General features: G+C 43.8%; 8 protein-coding genes. All 8 read left to right on the top strand.

Annotated elements, in window-relative coordinates:
• Window positions 1-9 precede the first annotated feature (9 nt).
• The 8 genes from mutL to KTR07_RS16060 all read left to right on the top strand — a co-directional run bounded on the left by mutL (window position 10) and on the right by KTR07_RS16060 (window position 16,499).
• Window positions 10-1,932, top strand: coding sequence for a DNA mismatch repair endonuclease MutL (mutL, locus tag KTR07_RS16095; RefSeq protein ID WP_008760778.1), 1,923 nt, complete (start codon window positions 10-12; stop codon window positions 1,930-1,932).
• Between the two features lie 102 nt (window positions 1,933-2,034).
• A complete protein-coding gene (locus KTR07_RS16090) occupies window positions 2,035-3,219 on the top strand; it encodes an OmpA family protein (RefSeq protein WP_055216327.1) in 1,185 nt (394 codons plus the stop codon).
• A gap of 228 nt (window positions 3,220-3,447) precedes the next feature.
• Window positions 3,448-6,009 (top strand): hypothetical protein, encoded by a 2,562-nt coding sequence (locus KTR07_RS16085; RefSeq protein ID WP_225710285.1) that lies wholly within the window; start codon window positions 3,448-3,450, stop codon window positions 6,007-6,009.
• Between the two features lie 466 nt (window positions 6,010-6,475).
• Complete coding sequence (locus KTR07_RS16080) at window positions 6,476-9,607, top strand: TonB-dependent receptor (protein WP_217315461.1); 3,132 nt, start codon at window positions 6,476-6,478, stop codon at window positions 9,605-9,607.
• An 11-nt stretch (window positions 9,608-9,618) separates the two neighbouring features.
• The gene (locus KTR07_RS16075) at window positions 9,619-11,550 is read left to right on the top strand and encodes a RagB/SusD family nutrient uptake outer membrane protein (protein WP_008764128.1); all 1,932 of its coding nucleotides are present in this window, start codon (window positions 9,619-9,621) and stop codon (window positions 11,548-11,550) included.
• Window positions 11,551-11,578: 28 nt separating this feature from the next.
• Window positions 11,579-12,274, top strand: coding sequence for a DUF3823 domain-containing protein (locus tag KTR07_RS16070; protein ID WP_008764129.1), 696 nt, complete (start codon window positions 11,579-11,581; stop codon window positions 12,272-12,274).
• A gap of 18 nt (window positions 12,275-12,292) precedes the next feature.
• Window positions 12,293-14,200 carry a GxGYxYP domain-containing protein gene (locus KTR07_RS16065; RefSeq protein WP_008764130.1) on the top strand — a complete coding sequence of 636 codons (1,908 nt, stop codon included), beginning with the start codon at window positions 12,293-12,295 and terminating at the stop codon, window positions 14,198-14,200.
• 31 nt (window positions 14,201-14,231) lie between these two features.
• Window positions 14,232-16,499, top strand: coding sequence for a GH92 family glycosyl hydrolase (locus KTR07_RS16060; RefSeq protein WP_113748848.1), 2,268 nt, complete (start codon window positions 14,232-14,234; stop codon window positions 16,497-16,499).

The following is a 16,499-nucleotide window of genomic DNA, read 5'->3' as shown; positions in this document are numbered from 1 at the left end:
AAATAAACTATGAGCGATATAATTCATTTGTTGCCTGATTCGGTAGCTAATCAGATTGCTGCCGGTGAAGTGATACAACGTCCGGCATCTGTTATTAAAGAGCTAGTGGAGAATGCGATCGATGCAGATGCTCAAAATATACATGTGTTAGTTACGGATGCCGGTAAGACCTGCATCCAGATTATAGACGATGGAAAGGGAATGTCCGAAACGGACGCGCGACTTTCCTTTGAACGCCATGCGACTTCTAAGATTCGGGAAGCAGCGGATTTGTTTGCTTTGCGTACGATGGGGTTTCGTGGAGAAGCACTGGCTTCCATTGCAGCTGTGGCGCAGGTTGAACTGAAAACACGGTTGGAATCGGAAGAACTGGGAACAAAACTGGTGATTGCAGGCTCCAAAGTCGAAAGTCAGGAAGCTGTTTCCTGTTCCAAGGGAAGTAACTTCTCTGTGAAGAATCTGTTCTTCAACGTGCCCGCCCGTCGCAAGTTCCTGAAAGCAAATTCAACAGAACTAAGTAATATTCTGGCAGAGTTTGAACGTATTGCTTTGGTTCATCCCGAAGTAGCCTTTTCGCTTTACAGCAATGATTCCGAACTGTTTAATCTGCCTGTATCTCCTTTGCGGCAACGTATTCTTGCTATCTTCGGCAAGAAGCTGAATCAACAGTTGCTGAATATAGAGGTGAATACTACGATGGTGAAAATCTCAGGCTACATAGCGAAGCCGGAAACTGCCCGTAAGAAAGGTGCTCACCAATATTTCTTTGTCAACGGGCGTTATATGCGCCATCCTTATTTTCATAAGGCAGTGATGGAGGCTTATGAACAGTTGATTCCCGTTGGCGAGCAAGTTTCCTACTTTATTTATTTTGAAGTGGATCCGGCTAATATCGATGTGAATATTCATCCCACTAAGACAGAAATCAAGTTTGAGAATGAACAGGCTATTTGGCAAATACTTTCGGCATCAGTAAAGGAGTCGTTGGGCAAGTTCAGCGCCATTCCTTCCATTGATTTCGATACGGAAGATATGCCGGATATTCCTGCATTTGAGCAGAACCTGCCTCCTGCACCTCCGAAGATTCATTATAATTCGGATTTCAATCCGTTCAAAGTATCTTCCGGTGGAAGTGGCGGCGGATCATATAGCCGTCCGAAGGTGGAATGGGAAGGACTGTATGGTGGATTGACCAAGGCAAGTAAGATGAATGAGCCTCAGCAGGAACCGGAAATGGATTGGGAAAATTCTCCTTTCGAGGAAGAACCGATGGTTGCTGAAGAGAAAACTATTTCGGCGGTATCTGCCGCTTCCTCCACTTTCTCATCGGCTTCCTCTACTTTATATGCCAATGAATCGGTGATTGAGAAAGGGAATCTGCATTTGCAGTTCAAAGGTCGTTTTATTCTGACTTCGGTGAAATCCGGATTGATGTTGATCGACCAGCATCGTGCGCATATCCGCGTACTTTTTGATCGGTATATGGTGCAGATAAAACAAAAACAAGGTGTTTCGCAGGGAGTGCTTTTCCCCGAGATATTACAGCTGCCTGCTTCAGAAGCGGCTGTCCTGCAAGGAATCATGGATGATTTGTCGGCGGTAGGTTTCGATCTGAGTGATTTGGGTGGCGGTAGTTATGCCATCAATGGCATTCCTTCGGGAATAGAAGGATTGAATCCGGTTGAGTTGGTACGGAATATGCTACATACAGCTATGGAAAAAGGGAATGATGTGAAGGAGGAAATCCAGAATATCTTAGCTTTAACACTGGCGCGTGCAGCGGCTATTGTCTATGGTCAGGTGTTGAGTAATGAGGAAATGGTAAGTCTTGTAGACAGTCTTTTTGCCTGTCCTTCACCAAATTACACTCCGGATGGCAAAACAGTCTTGACAACAATCAAGGAAGAGGACATCGAGAAATTATTCAAATAAAACAAATAAAATCATCATTTCTTAAAACCTTTTAGTTCAGTTCGTGTTATTTAAATAGTTCAACAAAGAAAAGATTATAATAACCACTTAACTATTAGGTATATGAAAAAGATTCTAATGTTGCTGGCTTTTGCCGGCGTTGCGTCTGTCGCTTCTGCGCAGCAAACCGTGACTGTAACTGAATACGATGTTATTCAGGTACAAGATAAACATCAAGTAATAACTAACCCATTCTGGAGCAACTGGTTCTTCTCTGTAGGAGGCGGTGCACAGGTATTATTTGGTAATAACGACCATATCGGAAAATTCAGAGATCGTATTGCTCCGACATTGAATGTGTCAGTTGGTAAATGGGTAACACCCGGTTTCGGATTGCGTATGCAATATAGCGGACTGCAATCCAAAGGATTCACCACCAATGAATCTGCAAACTATGTAGTCGGTGGTCCGAGAGAAGATGGCTCCTACAAACAGAGATGGGACTATATGAATCTTCATGGTGACTTGCTGATTAATCTGAATGCACTTTTCGGTGGTTACAATCCGGATCGCGTATATGAAATTATTCCGTATATCGGTGCCGGTTGGGCTCATTCTTATTCTAAGCCTCATACAAACGCTGCTACCTTCAATGCAGGTATTATCAACCGTTTCCGTTTGTCAAACGCTGTAGATTTGAACCTTGAACTGAGTGCAACAGGTCTGGAAGGTAAATTTGACGGTGAACACGGTGGTAAACCCGATTATGATGGTATCTTAGGTGCTACTCTCGGTGTGACTTATTATTTCCCGACCCGTGGATTCCAACGTCCTGTTCCACAGATTATCTCCGAACTGGAATTGAGACAAATGCGTGATCAGATGAATGCTATGGCAGCCGCAAATATGCAGTTGCAGCAACAGTTGGCCAATGCACAGCAGCCTGTAGTGGAAGAAGCAGAAGAAGTCGTTGTAACAGATGCCAACATTGCACCGCGTACCGTATTCTTCAAGATTGGTTCAGACAAATTGTCTCCACAAGAAGAAATGAACTTGTCATATCTTGCCAGCAAGATGAAAGAATTCCCGAACATGACCTATACAATCAACGGATATGCAGACTCTGCAACCGGTACTCCTTCTATCAACCAGAAGTTAAGTCTGGAACGTGCACAAGCTGTTAAGGACCTGTTGGTTAAGAAATATGGCATCTCTGCAGACAGACTGTCTGTTGCAGCAGGTGGTGGTGTCGACAAGTTCGGTCAACCGATTCTGAATCGTGTTGTATTGGTAGAATCAGCTCAATAATACATTTGATATTGTAATATAGATACGGCTGTTAAGTGGGCCGTATTTATGAAAGGAAAGACTTGCTCAGGTAAAGATATCCCTCGGATACTTTACTTGGGCGAGTCTTTTTGTTTCCGATGATTTGCATATCCTATAATTTTTTGCGAATATTGCAATCAAATGCATTGGTCTTAGACATAAGTTTCTTACTTTTGAACAAGGATTCCGGTTTTTATGATTGTTACTATGAAATGTAGATACCTTCTATCTTTAGTCTTTTTATTGCATATATGGGTATGCAAGAGTAATGTTATAGATAATAGTGTCTATGATTATGGTCTCACGTTTCTGGCTCATTCTACCAATCAGGATCAGCGGACCAATCTGGATCTTACTCCTGCGGCTTCTTTGTCTTTTCCCGAGGACGGTTTCTCGGTGGGATTCGATATAAAGTTGAGAAATGAGCTGTATACTTATGGTTATGTTGTACGGGTCATAGCAGATGATTCTTCTTGCTTTGATTTTATCTCCTACCTGCTTTATTCCCGGTTTAATATTGTATTGACTGACAAAGACCGGGTGATCAAGAATACAGAGATTGCAGATTCGGTAAAGATTGTAGCAGATAGATGGATACACGTCAATCTGCAATTTACCAAAGACCGGATTCATATTGCTGCAGACGGTATCCAGGCGGAAATCAATCATTCCCTGAGCAACTTTAAGGATATCAAGATCTATTTCGGAGGCAGCAAGCATCCCCGTTTCTTCTCTACAGATGTACCTCCTATGACCATTCGTAATATAGAACTTGCTGATATTCAAGGTAAACTACTTTATAAATGGGAATTGGCTGCTCATGATAAAGATGTGACTTACGATAGTGTCAGAAATAAACAGGCTTTTGTACGTAATGGCGTCTGGGAGATAGATAAACATACTAAATGGGCGGCATTAGCTTCGTTGAATGTGCACCATATTAATCCGCAGGTGGCTTATGACGATGTGTCGGGACGTTTTTTCATAGCAGGAGGCGGTCAGTTATTTGTTTACGATGTGAAGGCGAATCGTATTGATTCGATTGCTTATAAAGGACATCCTTATATAGGAGCTTCCAGCCAGATGATTTTTGATGCCAAACGAAACAGGCTCTTGTCTTATACACCGGATTTCAACAATTTGAATGTCTATGAGTTTGACCGGAAATGCTGGACATTAGAAACTCCGGTAATGATTGATACCCGCCAGCATCATAATCGTATTATCAATCAGAAAAGAGATGAACTGATTGTTTTTGGTGGCTATGGAAATCACCGCTATAATTCACAGTTGAGCAGAATAAACCTGTCTGATCCGCAGGGGTGGTCGATCAGTTCCCTTGATTCCTGTCTGTTTCCCCGCTATTTAAGTGCGATGGGGGCGGAGAATGAGGACTACTTATTGATCATGGGTGGTTATGGCAACCAGTCGGGTAAGCAGGAAGAATCTCCGGGAAACTTTTATGATCTTTACCGGTTGAATTTGAAAACAGGTAAATGCGCTAAGTTATGGGAGTTTGTGAATGACAGGCAGCACTTTACTTTCGGTAATTCAATGATTATCGATACACCGTCGAATAGTGTATATGCTTTGACATATAATAATGACCGGTATAATACTTTTGTTTATTTGAGCCGGTTTGATATACATACCAGACAACCGGTTCAGGAAGTGATGAGTGATTCCATTGTTTATAACTTCCTCGATATTCATTCTTATTGTGATATGTTTCTACATAAAGAGACATCTTCTATTTATGCCGTGGTGTTGCAGGAAAAAGAGCCCGGAATATCTAAAGTCGAATTTTATAAACTGGCATTTCCACCTTTGTCCAAGGAAGATATTTTGCCTCATCAGACTGGCGGAATGAAGCCGGTGGTATTGATATCTGGTATTTTGGCAGGACTACTGTGCCTGATAGGAGGAAGTATATGGTTATTGCATAGTAAGAGAAAGAGAAAAGTGAATGTGTCAGTCGGTCCGGTTGCTACGGAAGAAGTAAAAGACAGATTGGTCGAAGAAGAACCGACTGAACAAAAAGTATCTTCGGTTTTATTACTGGGCGGATTTCAGGTCTTTGATAAGCAAGGCGGTAACATCACGGGAGATTTTACGCCTACTCTTAAGCAATTATTCTTGTTTTTACTGCTGAATACCATCAAGAACGGAAAGGGAACGACTTCTCAATGCCTGGATGAAACCTTCTGGTTCGATATGAGTAAGTCCAGTGCATCGAATAACAGAAACGTGAATATCAGAAAGCTAAGGCTGATCATAGAGAAAATCGGAGATATCAATATTGCCAATAAGAACGGCTATTGGTATCTGAATCTGGGGAAAGACGTGACCTGCGATTATCAGGAAGTGATGAGATTGCTGGATCAGATAAAAGATACCATTACGGACAAAAAGATAATCAATAAAATCATATCCCTGGCGAGTGCCGGCGCATTGCTCCCTAACGTCAGTGCCGAATGGATTGACGAATATAAGTCAGCCTACTACGTTCTGTTGACGGAAATACTGCTTTCTGTGGTCAACCGTCCCGATATAAAAGAAGATTCCAGGCTTTTGCTGAAAATATCAGATGTAATTCTGCTTGTTGATAATATAGACGAAGACGCTATCCGCACTAAATGCAGAGTCTTGTATCAGATGGGGCAGAAAGGTTTGTCCAAGCAAAGTTTCGATAAGTTCTGTATTGAATATGAACGTTTGCTGAATGCCAAGCCTGATTTCTCTTACGATGATATTATAAATTCACTCTAAATTAATCCTCTATTAATAATTTTCCGCTACTTCCTGTTGGTCGGTGGCGAGGTATGCCTTCATCGGTGCCGGAGCCTGTTCTCATCGGTGCCGGAAGTAGGTCTCATCGGTGCCCGAAATAAATCCTTGCGGAGTAAGGCACTCATTATACCATCAAATAATAATTGTTTTTTTATCATGAAAACATCATTGATAACTAGATACTTATGCGAAAAGGATGAAATGCTTTATCGCTATTAATCTAAAATTAATATGGCATTAAGGACTGGAATTCTATATTTGCTTCAGAAACGGACGGGATATCCTCCACTATGTTTCTGATGACTTGAGCGGATCAAACTATAACCTTATAAAATGATGGAAATATGAAAAACGACACTTCTTAATTACTGCTTGGACTTACTTGTCAGAGAAAGTTTTCTTGAGATGAAAACGGTTTGAATTAATTAATGTTAATCTATAAATTATGAAAACAGGAAAGAGCAAAGATCATTTGCAAAGAGTTTTTTTAAGGTTCCTTTATTTGATAATGGGGAGCATCCTTTCTTTGGATTCTGTTATGGCGCAGGAAAAACTGAAAGTTTCCGGGCAGGTGACAGACAATAAAGGAGAAGCCATTATCGGAGCCTCAGTGAAAGTACTGAAAACGGGTACGGGGACTATTTCTGATATGGATGGTAAGTTTACTATTCAGGTTCCTGTGGGAGCTGAACTGGAGATAGGATATGTCGGCTATAATCCGAAGAGAGTGAAAGTGGTGAATAAAAACTTCGTAACGGTAGTTCTTGAGGAGAATGTGGTAGCATTGGGCGATGTAGTTGTTGTCGGATATGGCATTCAGAAAAAGGAAAGTCTGACGGGAGCTATCGGAAACCTGAAAGTAAATGATATCGTAAAGACCAAGGCACCTAGTTTGGCACAGGCTATTCAAGGAAAAGTAGCCGGTCTGCGGATCAGACAGGAAAATGGAGAGCCGGGTAAGTTCAGTTCCAATATCAATGTCCGTGGCTTCGGAACTCCTTTGTTTGTGATTGACGGAGTGGTGAGAGACGGTTCCAGCGAATTTCAACGGTTGAATCCGGAAGATATTGAAAGCATATCTTTTCTGAAAGATGCTACTGCCTCTATCTATGGTATGAATTCGGCGAATGGTGCCGTGATTGTTACCACCAAGAAAGGGGCTACAGGCAAACCGCGTATTACGTTGAACGCCAATGTCGGCATTACTTCTCCTACCAATGTGCCGGAGATGGCCAACGCCAGACAATATATGACCATGCGAAATGAGGCGGAAATCAATGCAGGCAGACCGGCTTATATCACAAAGGACGAATTGACCAAATGGCAGCAAGGTGCTCCCGGTTATGAGAGTGTAGACTTGTATGATGCCGTTTTCAATAAGCACGCCACACAGTTCCAGACGACTCTGTCCCTGGAAGGTGGTACCGACAAAGTAAGTTATTACGGTAGTTTCGGTTATGCCACCGATAACAGCTTGTTGAAGAATAACGCATTGACTTATGATAAATATACATTCCGTTCCAATGTCAGTCTGAAGATTACCAAAGACCTGACAGCCAGTATCAATCTTGGCGGACGTTATGATACCACCAACCGTCCCTGGTTTCCTTTCTATGATATATTTAAGAGTACGCGTGTAAATCCGCCGACTACTTCTATCTATGCCAATGACAATCCGGATTATTATAATAACTTCTCTTATGTTCCTAATCCGGCAGCTATGATCGATGCCGATTATACCGGCAGCGCTAAAGAGCGGAATAAGAACTTGCAGACACAGTTTGCATTAGAGTATAATATTCCTTATGTAAAGGGGCTGAAGGTGAAAGGTACTTTTATCTACGATTACAATAACTACGGATATAAGGCTACGCGGAAAGGTTTTAAGACATATACCTATGGCGAATATACGGGCGAGTATACAGCGGCAGATGCCAACTATCCGGCTTTGCTTCAGGATAATCGCAGAGAATCGGAACGGGTGGATATGCAGTTTCAGACAAACTATAACAGAACGTTCGGCAACCATACCATCGGAGCTACTTATGTCTTCGAAAGACGCGAAGAGAAAGCAAACTGGATGAATGGTGAGCGCAAGTTTGACTTTTTCACAATCGGTGAACTGGACAATGCACGCGAATCTGACCAGAAAGTATCCGGTTCCTCGGAACACCAGGCTTATCTTTCTCATATCGGGCGTCTGACCTATGATTATAAAGGCAAATATCTGGCAGAGCTTGCTTGCAGATACGACGGTTCTTATCGATATGCTCCGGGCAGCAGATGGGCATTCTTTCCGTCCGCTTCCGTAGGATGGAGAATTTCGGAAGAGAGCTTTATCAAAGACAACTTCAAGTTTGTCGATAATCTGAAACTTCGTTTCTCTGCCGGTCGTTCGGGGCAAGATGCCGGTGATCCGTTCCAATACTTCTCCGGTTACACGTTGAACAGTGGCGGATATGTATTCAGCCAGGGAAATTATACCAATGGAGTAGCTTCTCCTGTGATGATCAATAAGAATCTGACCTGGATTAAAGTGAATATGTATAATATTGGTATTGACTTTTCAATCTTTAACCGGCTGATCGCAGTAGAGTTTGATATTTATCAGCGTGACCGCAGCGGCCTGTTGGCCGACCGTTACGGTTCTCTTCCCAATACGTTCGGTTCCAAGTTGCCACAGGAAAACCTGAACGGCGACCGTACGAGGGGTATTGAATTTACATTGACTCATACCAACAAAATCGGTGATTTCCACTACAGTGTATCCGGTAACTTTAACTTGGCGCGTACCCAACGCCGTTATATAGAGAGCGGTCCTTACAAGAGCAGTATGGAAAGATGGAGAAACCAGTCATCCAACCGCTGGGGAGATTTTATCTGGGGGTATCAGACGGACGGACGTTTCCAGAACTTTGACGAGATTAATACATATCCGATTCAGAATGGGGATAACGGAAATTCCAAGGAACTTCCCGGTGACTACATCCTGAAAGACGTAAACGGTGACGGAGTGGTGAATGATCTGGACAAGACCCCTTTATTCTGGTCCGGCAGCCCGTTGATTCACTATGGTTTCAATGTGGAAGCATCCTGGAAGAACTTCGACTTCTATGCTCTTTTTCAAGGTTCTGCCCTGTACACGGTGCAGTTTGACGAGGTATACGCAAAGATGCTCTGTTTCAAGGGTGGCAATACCCCCGAATACTTCTACGACCGTTGGCATCTGTCCGACCCGTATGATGCGAACAGTGAATGGGTACCGGGAGAATGGCCGGCCATCCGTCTGGAGCAGGACATGGGATCGTTCTATACGAGGGATTCGCAGATATGGCGTAAGAACGCTTCTTATCTGAGACTGAAAACAATTGAGATCGGCTACACCTTCAGTCCCCGACTGATGCATAAACTGGGTATCGGTAGTTTAAGAATCTATGCGAACGGAAATAACCTGTTTACTGTCTGTGACCCGTTTGTAAAGGCATTCGATCCGGAAAAGATTGAAGGAGACTATAGTGCCGGCTTGAATTATCCTCTGAATAAGAGCTTTAACTTTGGATTGACCTTGAACTTTTAAAGAAGATGATTATGAAAATATATAGTTATTTATTATTGGGAGCTATGTTCCTGCTGGGCGGATGTAGCGATTTGCTTGATATCGATCCGAAGAATAAAATTCCGGCGGATGAATTGTTCTCTACTCCGGAAGGAGTACAGGCACATATGGCCAATCTGTACGGTCGTTTGCCTATCGAAGATTTTACCTATTCACCGAATCGCGGCTTCAATGTGGGAGTCGGTACGGATGTGAATAATGCCGGTTTTATGGCTGCTCATTTCTGTGATGAGGCTATCCATCCGGAGTACAATGACTTTGGAGAAGAGTGGTTCGATTATTGGGAAGACGGTTATAAACTCATTCGTGATTTAAACAGTCTGTTGGTTACTATTCCTACATTGACCAGTATTACCGAACAGCAAAAGAATGAGATCAATGCGGAAACTCATTTCCTGAGAGCTTATACCTATTTTGCCTTAGCCAAAAGATACGGTGGGGTACCTATCATTAAAGAACCGCAGGAGTATAACGGTAATATCGAAGAACTGCGTGTCCCCAGAAATACGGAGAAAGATACTTGGGACTTTGTCTTGGAAGAATGTGACCAGGCAGTATCGCTTTTTGGAGATGCGAATGAAAATGATGTGCTGAGAGCGAACAAATGGGTAGCATTGGCACTGAAGTCAAGAGCAGCTCTGTATGCAGCTTCCGTTGCCAAGTTTACTCATCAGCCTTATGTCTCTTTCTCTGGTCCGGCTGTTGACCAGAAGCTGGTAGGTATAGAAGTTATATCGGCTGATCATTATTATGATGAATGTATATCAGCTTCACAGGAAATCATGAATAGTGGTAAGTTCGGTCTTTACAAACCTTCCCCCGCTACTCCGGAAGAAGCGACAACCAACTATCAAAAGTTATTTGAACAACCTTTCCAATGTCTGGACGGATTGAAAGAGCCTATCTTCATGAAGGCCTATGCTGCAAATACCATTCTGGCACATAACTATGATGTCTGGTTCAGCCCCCGTCAGATGATCCTCGACCCGAATCTCTATCCCGGTCGTATGAATCCGACACTGGATTTTGTCGACTCTTTCGAAGATTATACGGATGACGGAACCGGAACACCCAAGCCGATCAGCACTCGTGTGGATGGAAATGAAAGTGATTATAATGGATTTAACTTATCCACCCGATACCTGTCTTTCCCGATAGATAAACCTTACCAGGCATTTGCCGGTCGTGATGCCCGTTTGAGTGCCATGGTGTTATTCCCGGGACAGAACTTCGGAAGTACGAAGATCATTATCCAGGGTGGTCTGGTGAAAGCTGACGGTTCCGGTTATCATTATAGGACTCAGGCTTCGGAGAAGGGACAGGATGGTCTGATCTATTATACTTACGGAGCGGAGAAAAGCACGGAATATTCAGGATTCGATCCGACTTTGGGACATTATACCCGCAGCGGATTCCTGTTTAAGAAGTTCTTGCAGATAGAAAGTCCGGTTGAGCAGGCATGGAGTAAAGGTACACAGCCTTGGATCGATTTCCGTTATGGGGAAATTCTTCTCAACTATGCAGAAGCTGTTATCGAAAAGACAACCTCTACTTCTGCTGAAAAACAGGCTGCACAAGACGCTTTGAATGCGGTCCGCAAAAGAGCGGCTCACAAAGATGACATTGCATTGACTCAGGCGAATGTTCGCAAAGAACGTTTTGTCGAGCTGGCATTTGAAAACAAACGCAGATGGGATTTGTCGCGCTGGAGAACTTTCCATAAGGAATTTGAAAACCGGGTGAGAAAGGGACTTGTACCTTTCCTTGACCTGCGGACAAATCCTGCGCATTATGTATTTGTACGTGTCAATCCGTTGGGCATTGAATCAAAGACCTTTGATTATAGCTGGTATTATAAGAGTATTCCGGGTACGGGGGCTAATGGTCTGGTACAGAATCCTTAATTAGTATATTCTAAAATATAGATTAGATATGAAAAAGCTTCTATTTTTATTATGCGTTGTAGTAGCAGGCAGTATGTTTTACTCTTGTGAAAAAGATAATCTCGAAGGGCCGGATGCAATCTTTGCCGGCGAACTGAGAGACCGGAAGACCGGAGAACTCATTCAACAGGAGATATCGGACGGTTCCCGCGTTTATTTCATCGAACAGGGGTGGGGAGATAATCCTCCTGTTCAGAATATGGTCGTTAAAAAAGACGGAACGTTTTATAACGGTATGATTTTCTCCGGTGACTATAAAATCATCCTGAATCGTGGGAACTACGTTCCTTTGGATACTCTGGATATGAAAATAAAGCCGGGAAAGAATTATCAGGTCTTCGAAGTGAATCCTTATCTGCGGATCATTGAACCGGAAATATCTGTGATCGGAAGAAAGGTAGTGGCGAAATTCAAACTGGAGCAGGTGACCAGTAACGAGGTCTATCGTATTTCGTTGTTTGCACACTCTCACATCGATGTATCCAACAAACTGAATATTGTCAACCGGACAGAAGAACTAAACCGTTCCATTACTGATGGTGAGGCTTTCGAATTGTCTATCAATCTGGAAGACTACACTTCCACGCTGGTTCCGGGCAAGAGTTATTATTTCCGGATCGGTGCACAGTCTCACGGAAGTGAGACAAAGTACAATTATTCGGCATCTGTACAGTTGGATATTTAGCATAAAAACGGAAAAGCCATGAGAAAGTATTTACAGTTGGTATTCCTTGCGGTCTCTGTCTTTTGTTCAGAGATATTGTTGGCAGAATCTCGTGATCCGGTCCGGATACTGGATTTGAGAACGCTCAATGAACTTGATCTGAAAGAACAGGAGAAGGCGGAGCAACTATGGGACATTATGCATACGACAGCTACCTTGCAAGGCATTGTGAATCGGAATAGTCCGAGATTGTACATTCGCTATGTCAAGAACGGGCAGGGAGAGAATGTCGATGATTATTGGTGGAATAAATACCGTCAGGCAGGACAGTGGCTGGCGGGACGTGATACGATAGCTTACACGGAACTGTCGGATGTCGTGACCGTTTTCAGAAAAGAAATACGCGGAGTGGTTGTTTATGACTCAAAAGTAGCATCTACCAGTAATATTGCTTCATCTGTGGCAGGAATCGAGAATCTGATAGCTGTGCGCTATGACATATCTCCCAATAGTCTCTATACCCGTTTGGTACTGCAAGGACCGAAGCTGGCTGTGAAATGCTGGCTGGTGAACAAAGATGGTTCTTCTCTTTTCACGGGCAAAGGAAGGATTGCCGGAACCGGTCAACCTTCGACAGGATCTCTGAAAATCGATCCCTATGTATGGTTTATAGAGAAATACCTGAAGAAAGGGTTATGCAATACGGAGTACGCCGCTTATTACATCGACCAGTTCTGGCGTACCGATCCTACCCGGACGGTAACGAACCATCACCAATTGACCAATCATGACTTTTTTGTCAGCAAGAAAGCTTTTTTCTTTGACCTTTCTCCTTGGGGAGACGAGCCGGCAACGGATGATCCGACACAAGAAGAAGGACTGGACTTGCAGATACTGAAAACTTTTCTGCAAGAAGCCTATAAGCAAAATAAAGGAGAGAAATTCTGCTATATCGGAGGTTTCCCGAGCTGGATTTATAAATATACGCAGCATGCTGGAGGAAAGCATGAAGATGTAGCTACCGAGTGGGAATTTTCCCGTATTATCAGTGCTTATAATGCCTTTAAGGATGCCGATGCCATCGGACTGGGAGCATTGGCTAACTCCTCCTTCTGGCAACATTTTCCTCTTCAGGAAAAGTATCCCCAAAAGTGGGTGACACATCAGGAACTGATGGACAGAGGCTATCTGAACCGTGACGGAACAATCAACTTTCAGGGACGGAACTTTATCCTCTTCTATGTAGGCGATTATGATTCCTCCTCCTGGATTGCTCAGACTACCCCTTTCCTGTGGGACGAACCTAGCCGGGGAGAAGTGCCTTTGATGTGGTCTGTCAGTCCTGTACTTGCAGAACGCGTTCCGATGGTGATGCATAATTATCGGGTGACGGCTACTCCGAATGATTATTTTGCCGCTGCTGACAATGGTGCCGGATATTTAATGCCGGGTATGTTGCAAGAGCCTCGCTCGGTGTCCGGATTGAAAAGCGGATTGAGTGCATGGGCAAAGCATTGCAGCAAATATTATCAGAAGTGGGGATTGACCATTACAGGATTTGTGATTGACGGCGAAGCCCCCGGACTGGATTCAGACGGATTGGACTGTTACGCATCGTTCAGTCCGAATGGAATAGTTCCGCAGAAGATGCCTTTGACATTGCTGCACAATGATATGCCGGTGATCCGGGCAGATTATGATATTGTAGATCATGATTACCGCAGGGCAACGGATGTGATTGTGGAAAGAGTGGAGAAACGTCCGGTTCCTTTCCATTGGTTCAGAGCCATATTGAAGTCACCTTCCTGGTATAAAGGGATTTGTGATGAGTTGAAACAGCGGCATACGAATATTGAATTGCTGGATGCACCGACATTTTTTGAACTCTATCGTATCTATCTGAAGCAGCATCCGGATGCTGCTGCCGGAAAGATAACGATGAACTAACCTGATTAATGAACAGACATATTCATATAGAATGATGATGAACAGATTGAATATAAAAAGAACAGTCGGCTCCTGTTTGATGGCGATGGCGTTTTTTTCGTGTACCCATACGGATCAGACGCCCACGAAAGACTTTGTCGATTATGTAAATCCATATATCGGCAATATCAGCCATCTGCTGGTGCCTACTTACCCAACCGTACATCTGCCGAACTCGATGCTCAGGGTCTATCCGGAAAGGGGAGACTATACATCGGACAGGGTAAACGGCCTTCCGGTCGTGGTGACCAGTCATAGAGGCAGCTCGGCTTTTAACCTGAGTCCGGTGCAGGGAGAGGTATCCCGACCGATTGTATCTTACTCCTATGATTTGGAGAATATTACCCCCTATAGTTATTCCGTATACCTGGATGAGGCTGATATACAGGTTGAGTATGCCCCTTCACATCAGGCTGGTATTTATCATATCAGTTTTGGGACGGAAGGTGATAATGCTCTGGTGGTGAATACGAAGAACGGAAAGCTGGTCGCTGAAGAAAAAGGAGTCAGTGGCTATCAGGTTATTGACAACACTCCTACCAAAATCTATCTGTATCTCGAAACCAGTCAACTACCTTTACGCAAAGGGGTACTGGCAGATGGAAAAGTTGATATGGAAAGTAAGGAAGGCAGTGCCATCGCTTTGTATTATGGAAGCGAGAAGAACCTGAATCTACGTTACGGAATTTCCTTTATCAGTGCCGAGCAGGCAAAGAAGAATCTGCAACGTGACATCACCACCTATGATGTAAAGGCGGTGGCGGATGCCGGACGCAGGATATGGAACAAGACATTGGGCAAGATTGTGATAGAAGGCGGTTCGGAAGACGAAAAAGAAATCTTCTACACTTCCCTTTATCGTACCTACGAACGCATGATCAATCTTTCGGAGGACGGGAAATATTACAGTGCTTTCGATGGCAAGATTCATGAAGATGGCGGAGTACCTTTTTATACAGATGACTGGATATGGGATACTTACCGGGCTACACATCCGTTGCGTATCTTGATAGAACCGCAGAAGGAACTCGATATGATTCGTTCATATATACGGATGGCAGAACAGTCGGACAGAAGATGGATGCCTACCTTCCCCGAGGTGACCGGAGACAGTCACCGGATGAATGGCAATCATGCAGTGGCAGTTATCTGGGATGCTTATTGCAAAGGATTGAAAGACTTTGATCTGGAGGCTGCTTATGAAGCCTGCAAAGGAGCGATTACAGAAAAAACGTTGTTGCCCTGGCTGAGATGTCCGTTGACGGAGCTCGATAAGTTCTATCAGGAAAAAGGATTTTTCCCTGCACTGAACCCTGGCGAAGAAGAAACTTGCAAGGCTGTTCATTCGTTCGAGAGACGACAAGCGGTTGCGGTTATGTTGGGTAACTGTTACGATAATTGGTGTCTGGCACAGATAGCCAGAACATTAAACAAGACCGATGACTATAAGAAGTTTATGAGGATGTCTTATACGTACCGGAATGTTTATAATGCGGAAACGGGTTTCTTTCATCCCAAGAACAAGGACGGAAAGTTTATCGAACCGTTTGACTATCGTTATTCGGGAGGACAGGGGGCACGTGGCTATTATGGTGAAAACAACGGTTGGATCTATCGTTGGGATGTGCAGCACAATCCGGCGGATTTGATTGCCTTGATGGGTGGACAGGCTTCATTTATCGAGAGATTGAATCAGACATTCAATGAACCGTTGGGGCGGAGCAAGTTTGATTTCTATCATCAGTTGCCGGACCATACCGGTAATGTCGGCCAGTTCTCTATGGCAAATGAACCTTGTCTGCATATTCCTTATTTGTATAACTATGCCGGTCAGCCGTGGATGACACAAAAAAGGATTCGCGTTTTGCTGAACCAGTGGTTCCGTAATGACTTGATGGGCGTTCCCGGTGATGAAGACGGAGGTGGAATGACCGCATTTGTGGTATTCTCCATGATGGGCTTTTATCCGGTAACTCCCGGTTCTCCAACTTATAATATCGGCAGTCCGGTATTCCAATCCGCAAAGATGGAGGTAGGTGACGGACATTATTTTGAGATCATAGCGGAGAATTATGCGCCGGACCATAAGTACATCCAGTCGGCTACCTTGAATGGAAAGCCGTGGAATAAGCCGTGGTTCAGCCATGCGGATATTCAAAACGGCGGACGTCTGGTTTTGCAGATGGGAGATAAGCCCAATAAGAAGTGGGGGATAGCTTCGGATGCCGTGCCGCCCTCTTCAGAGAGTTTGCCGGAATAA

This window comes from Bacteroides sp. MSK.20.82 (genome assembly GCF_019052485.1).
GTDB lineage: Bacteria > Bacteroidota > Bacteroidia > Bacteroidales > Bacteroidaceae > Bacteroides > Bacteroides thetaiotaomicron.
Note: the sequence above shows the minus strand (reverse complement) of the source record. Positions and strands in the feature narration are given on the sequence as shown.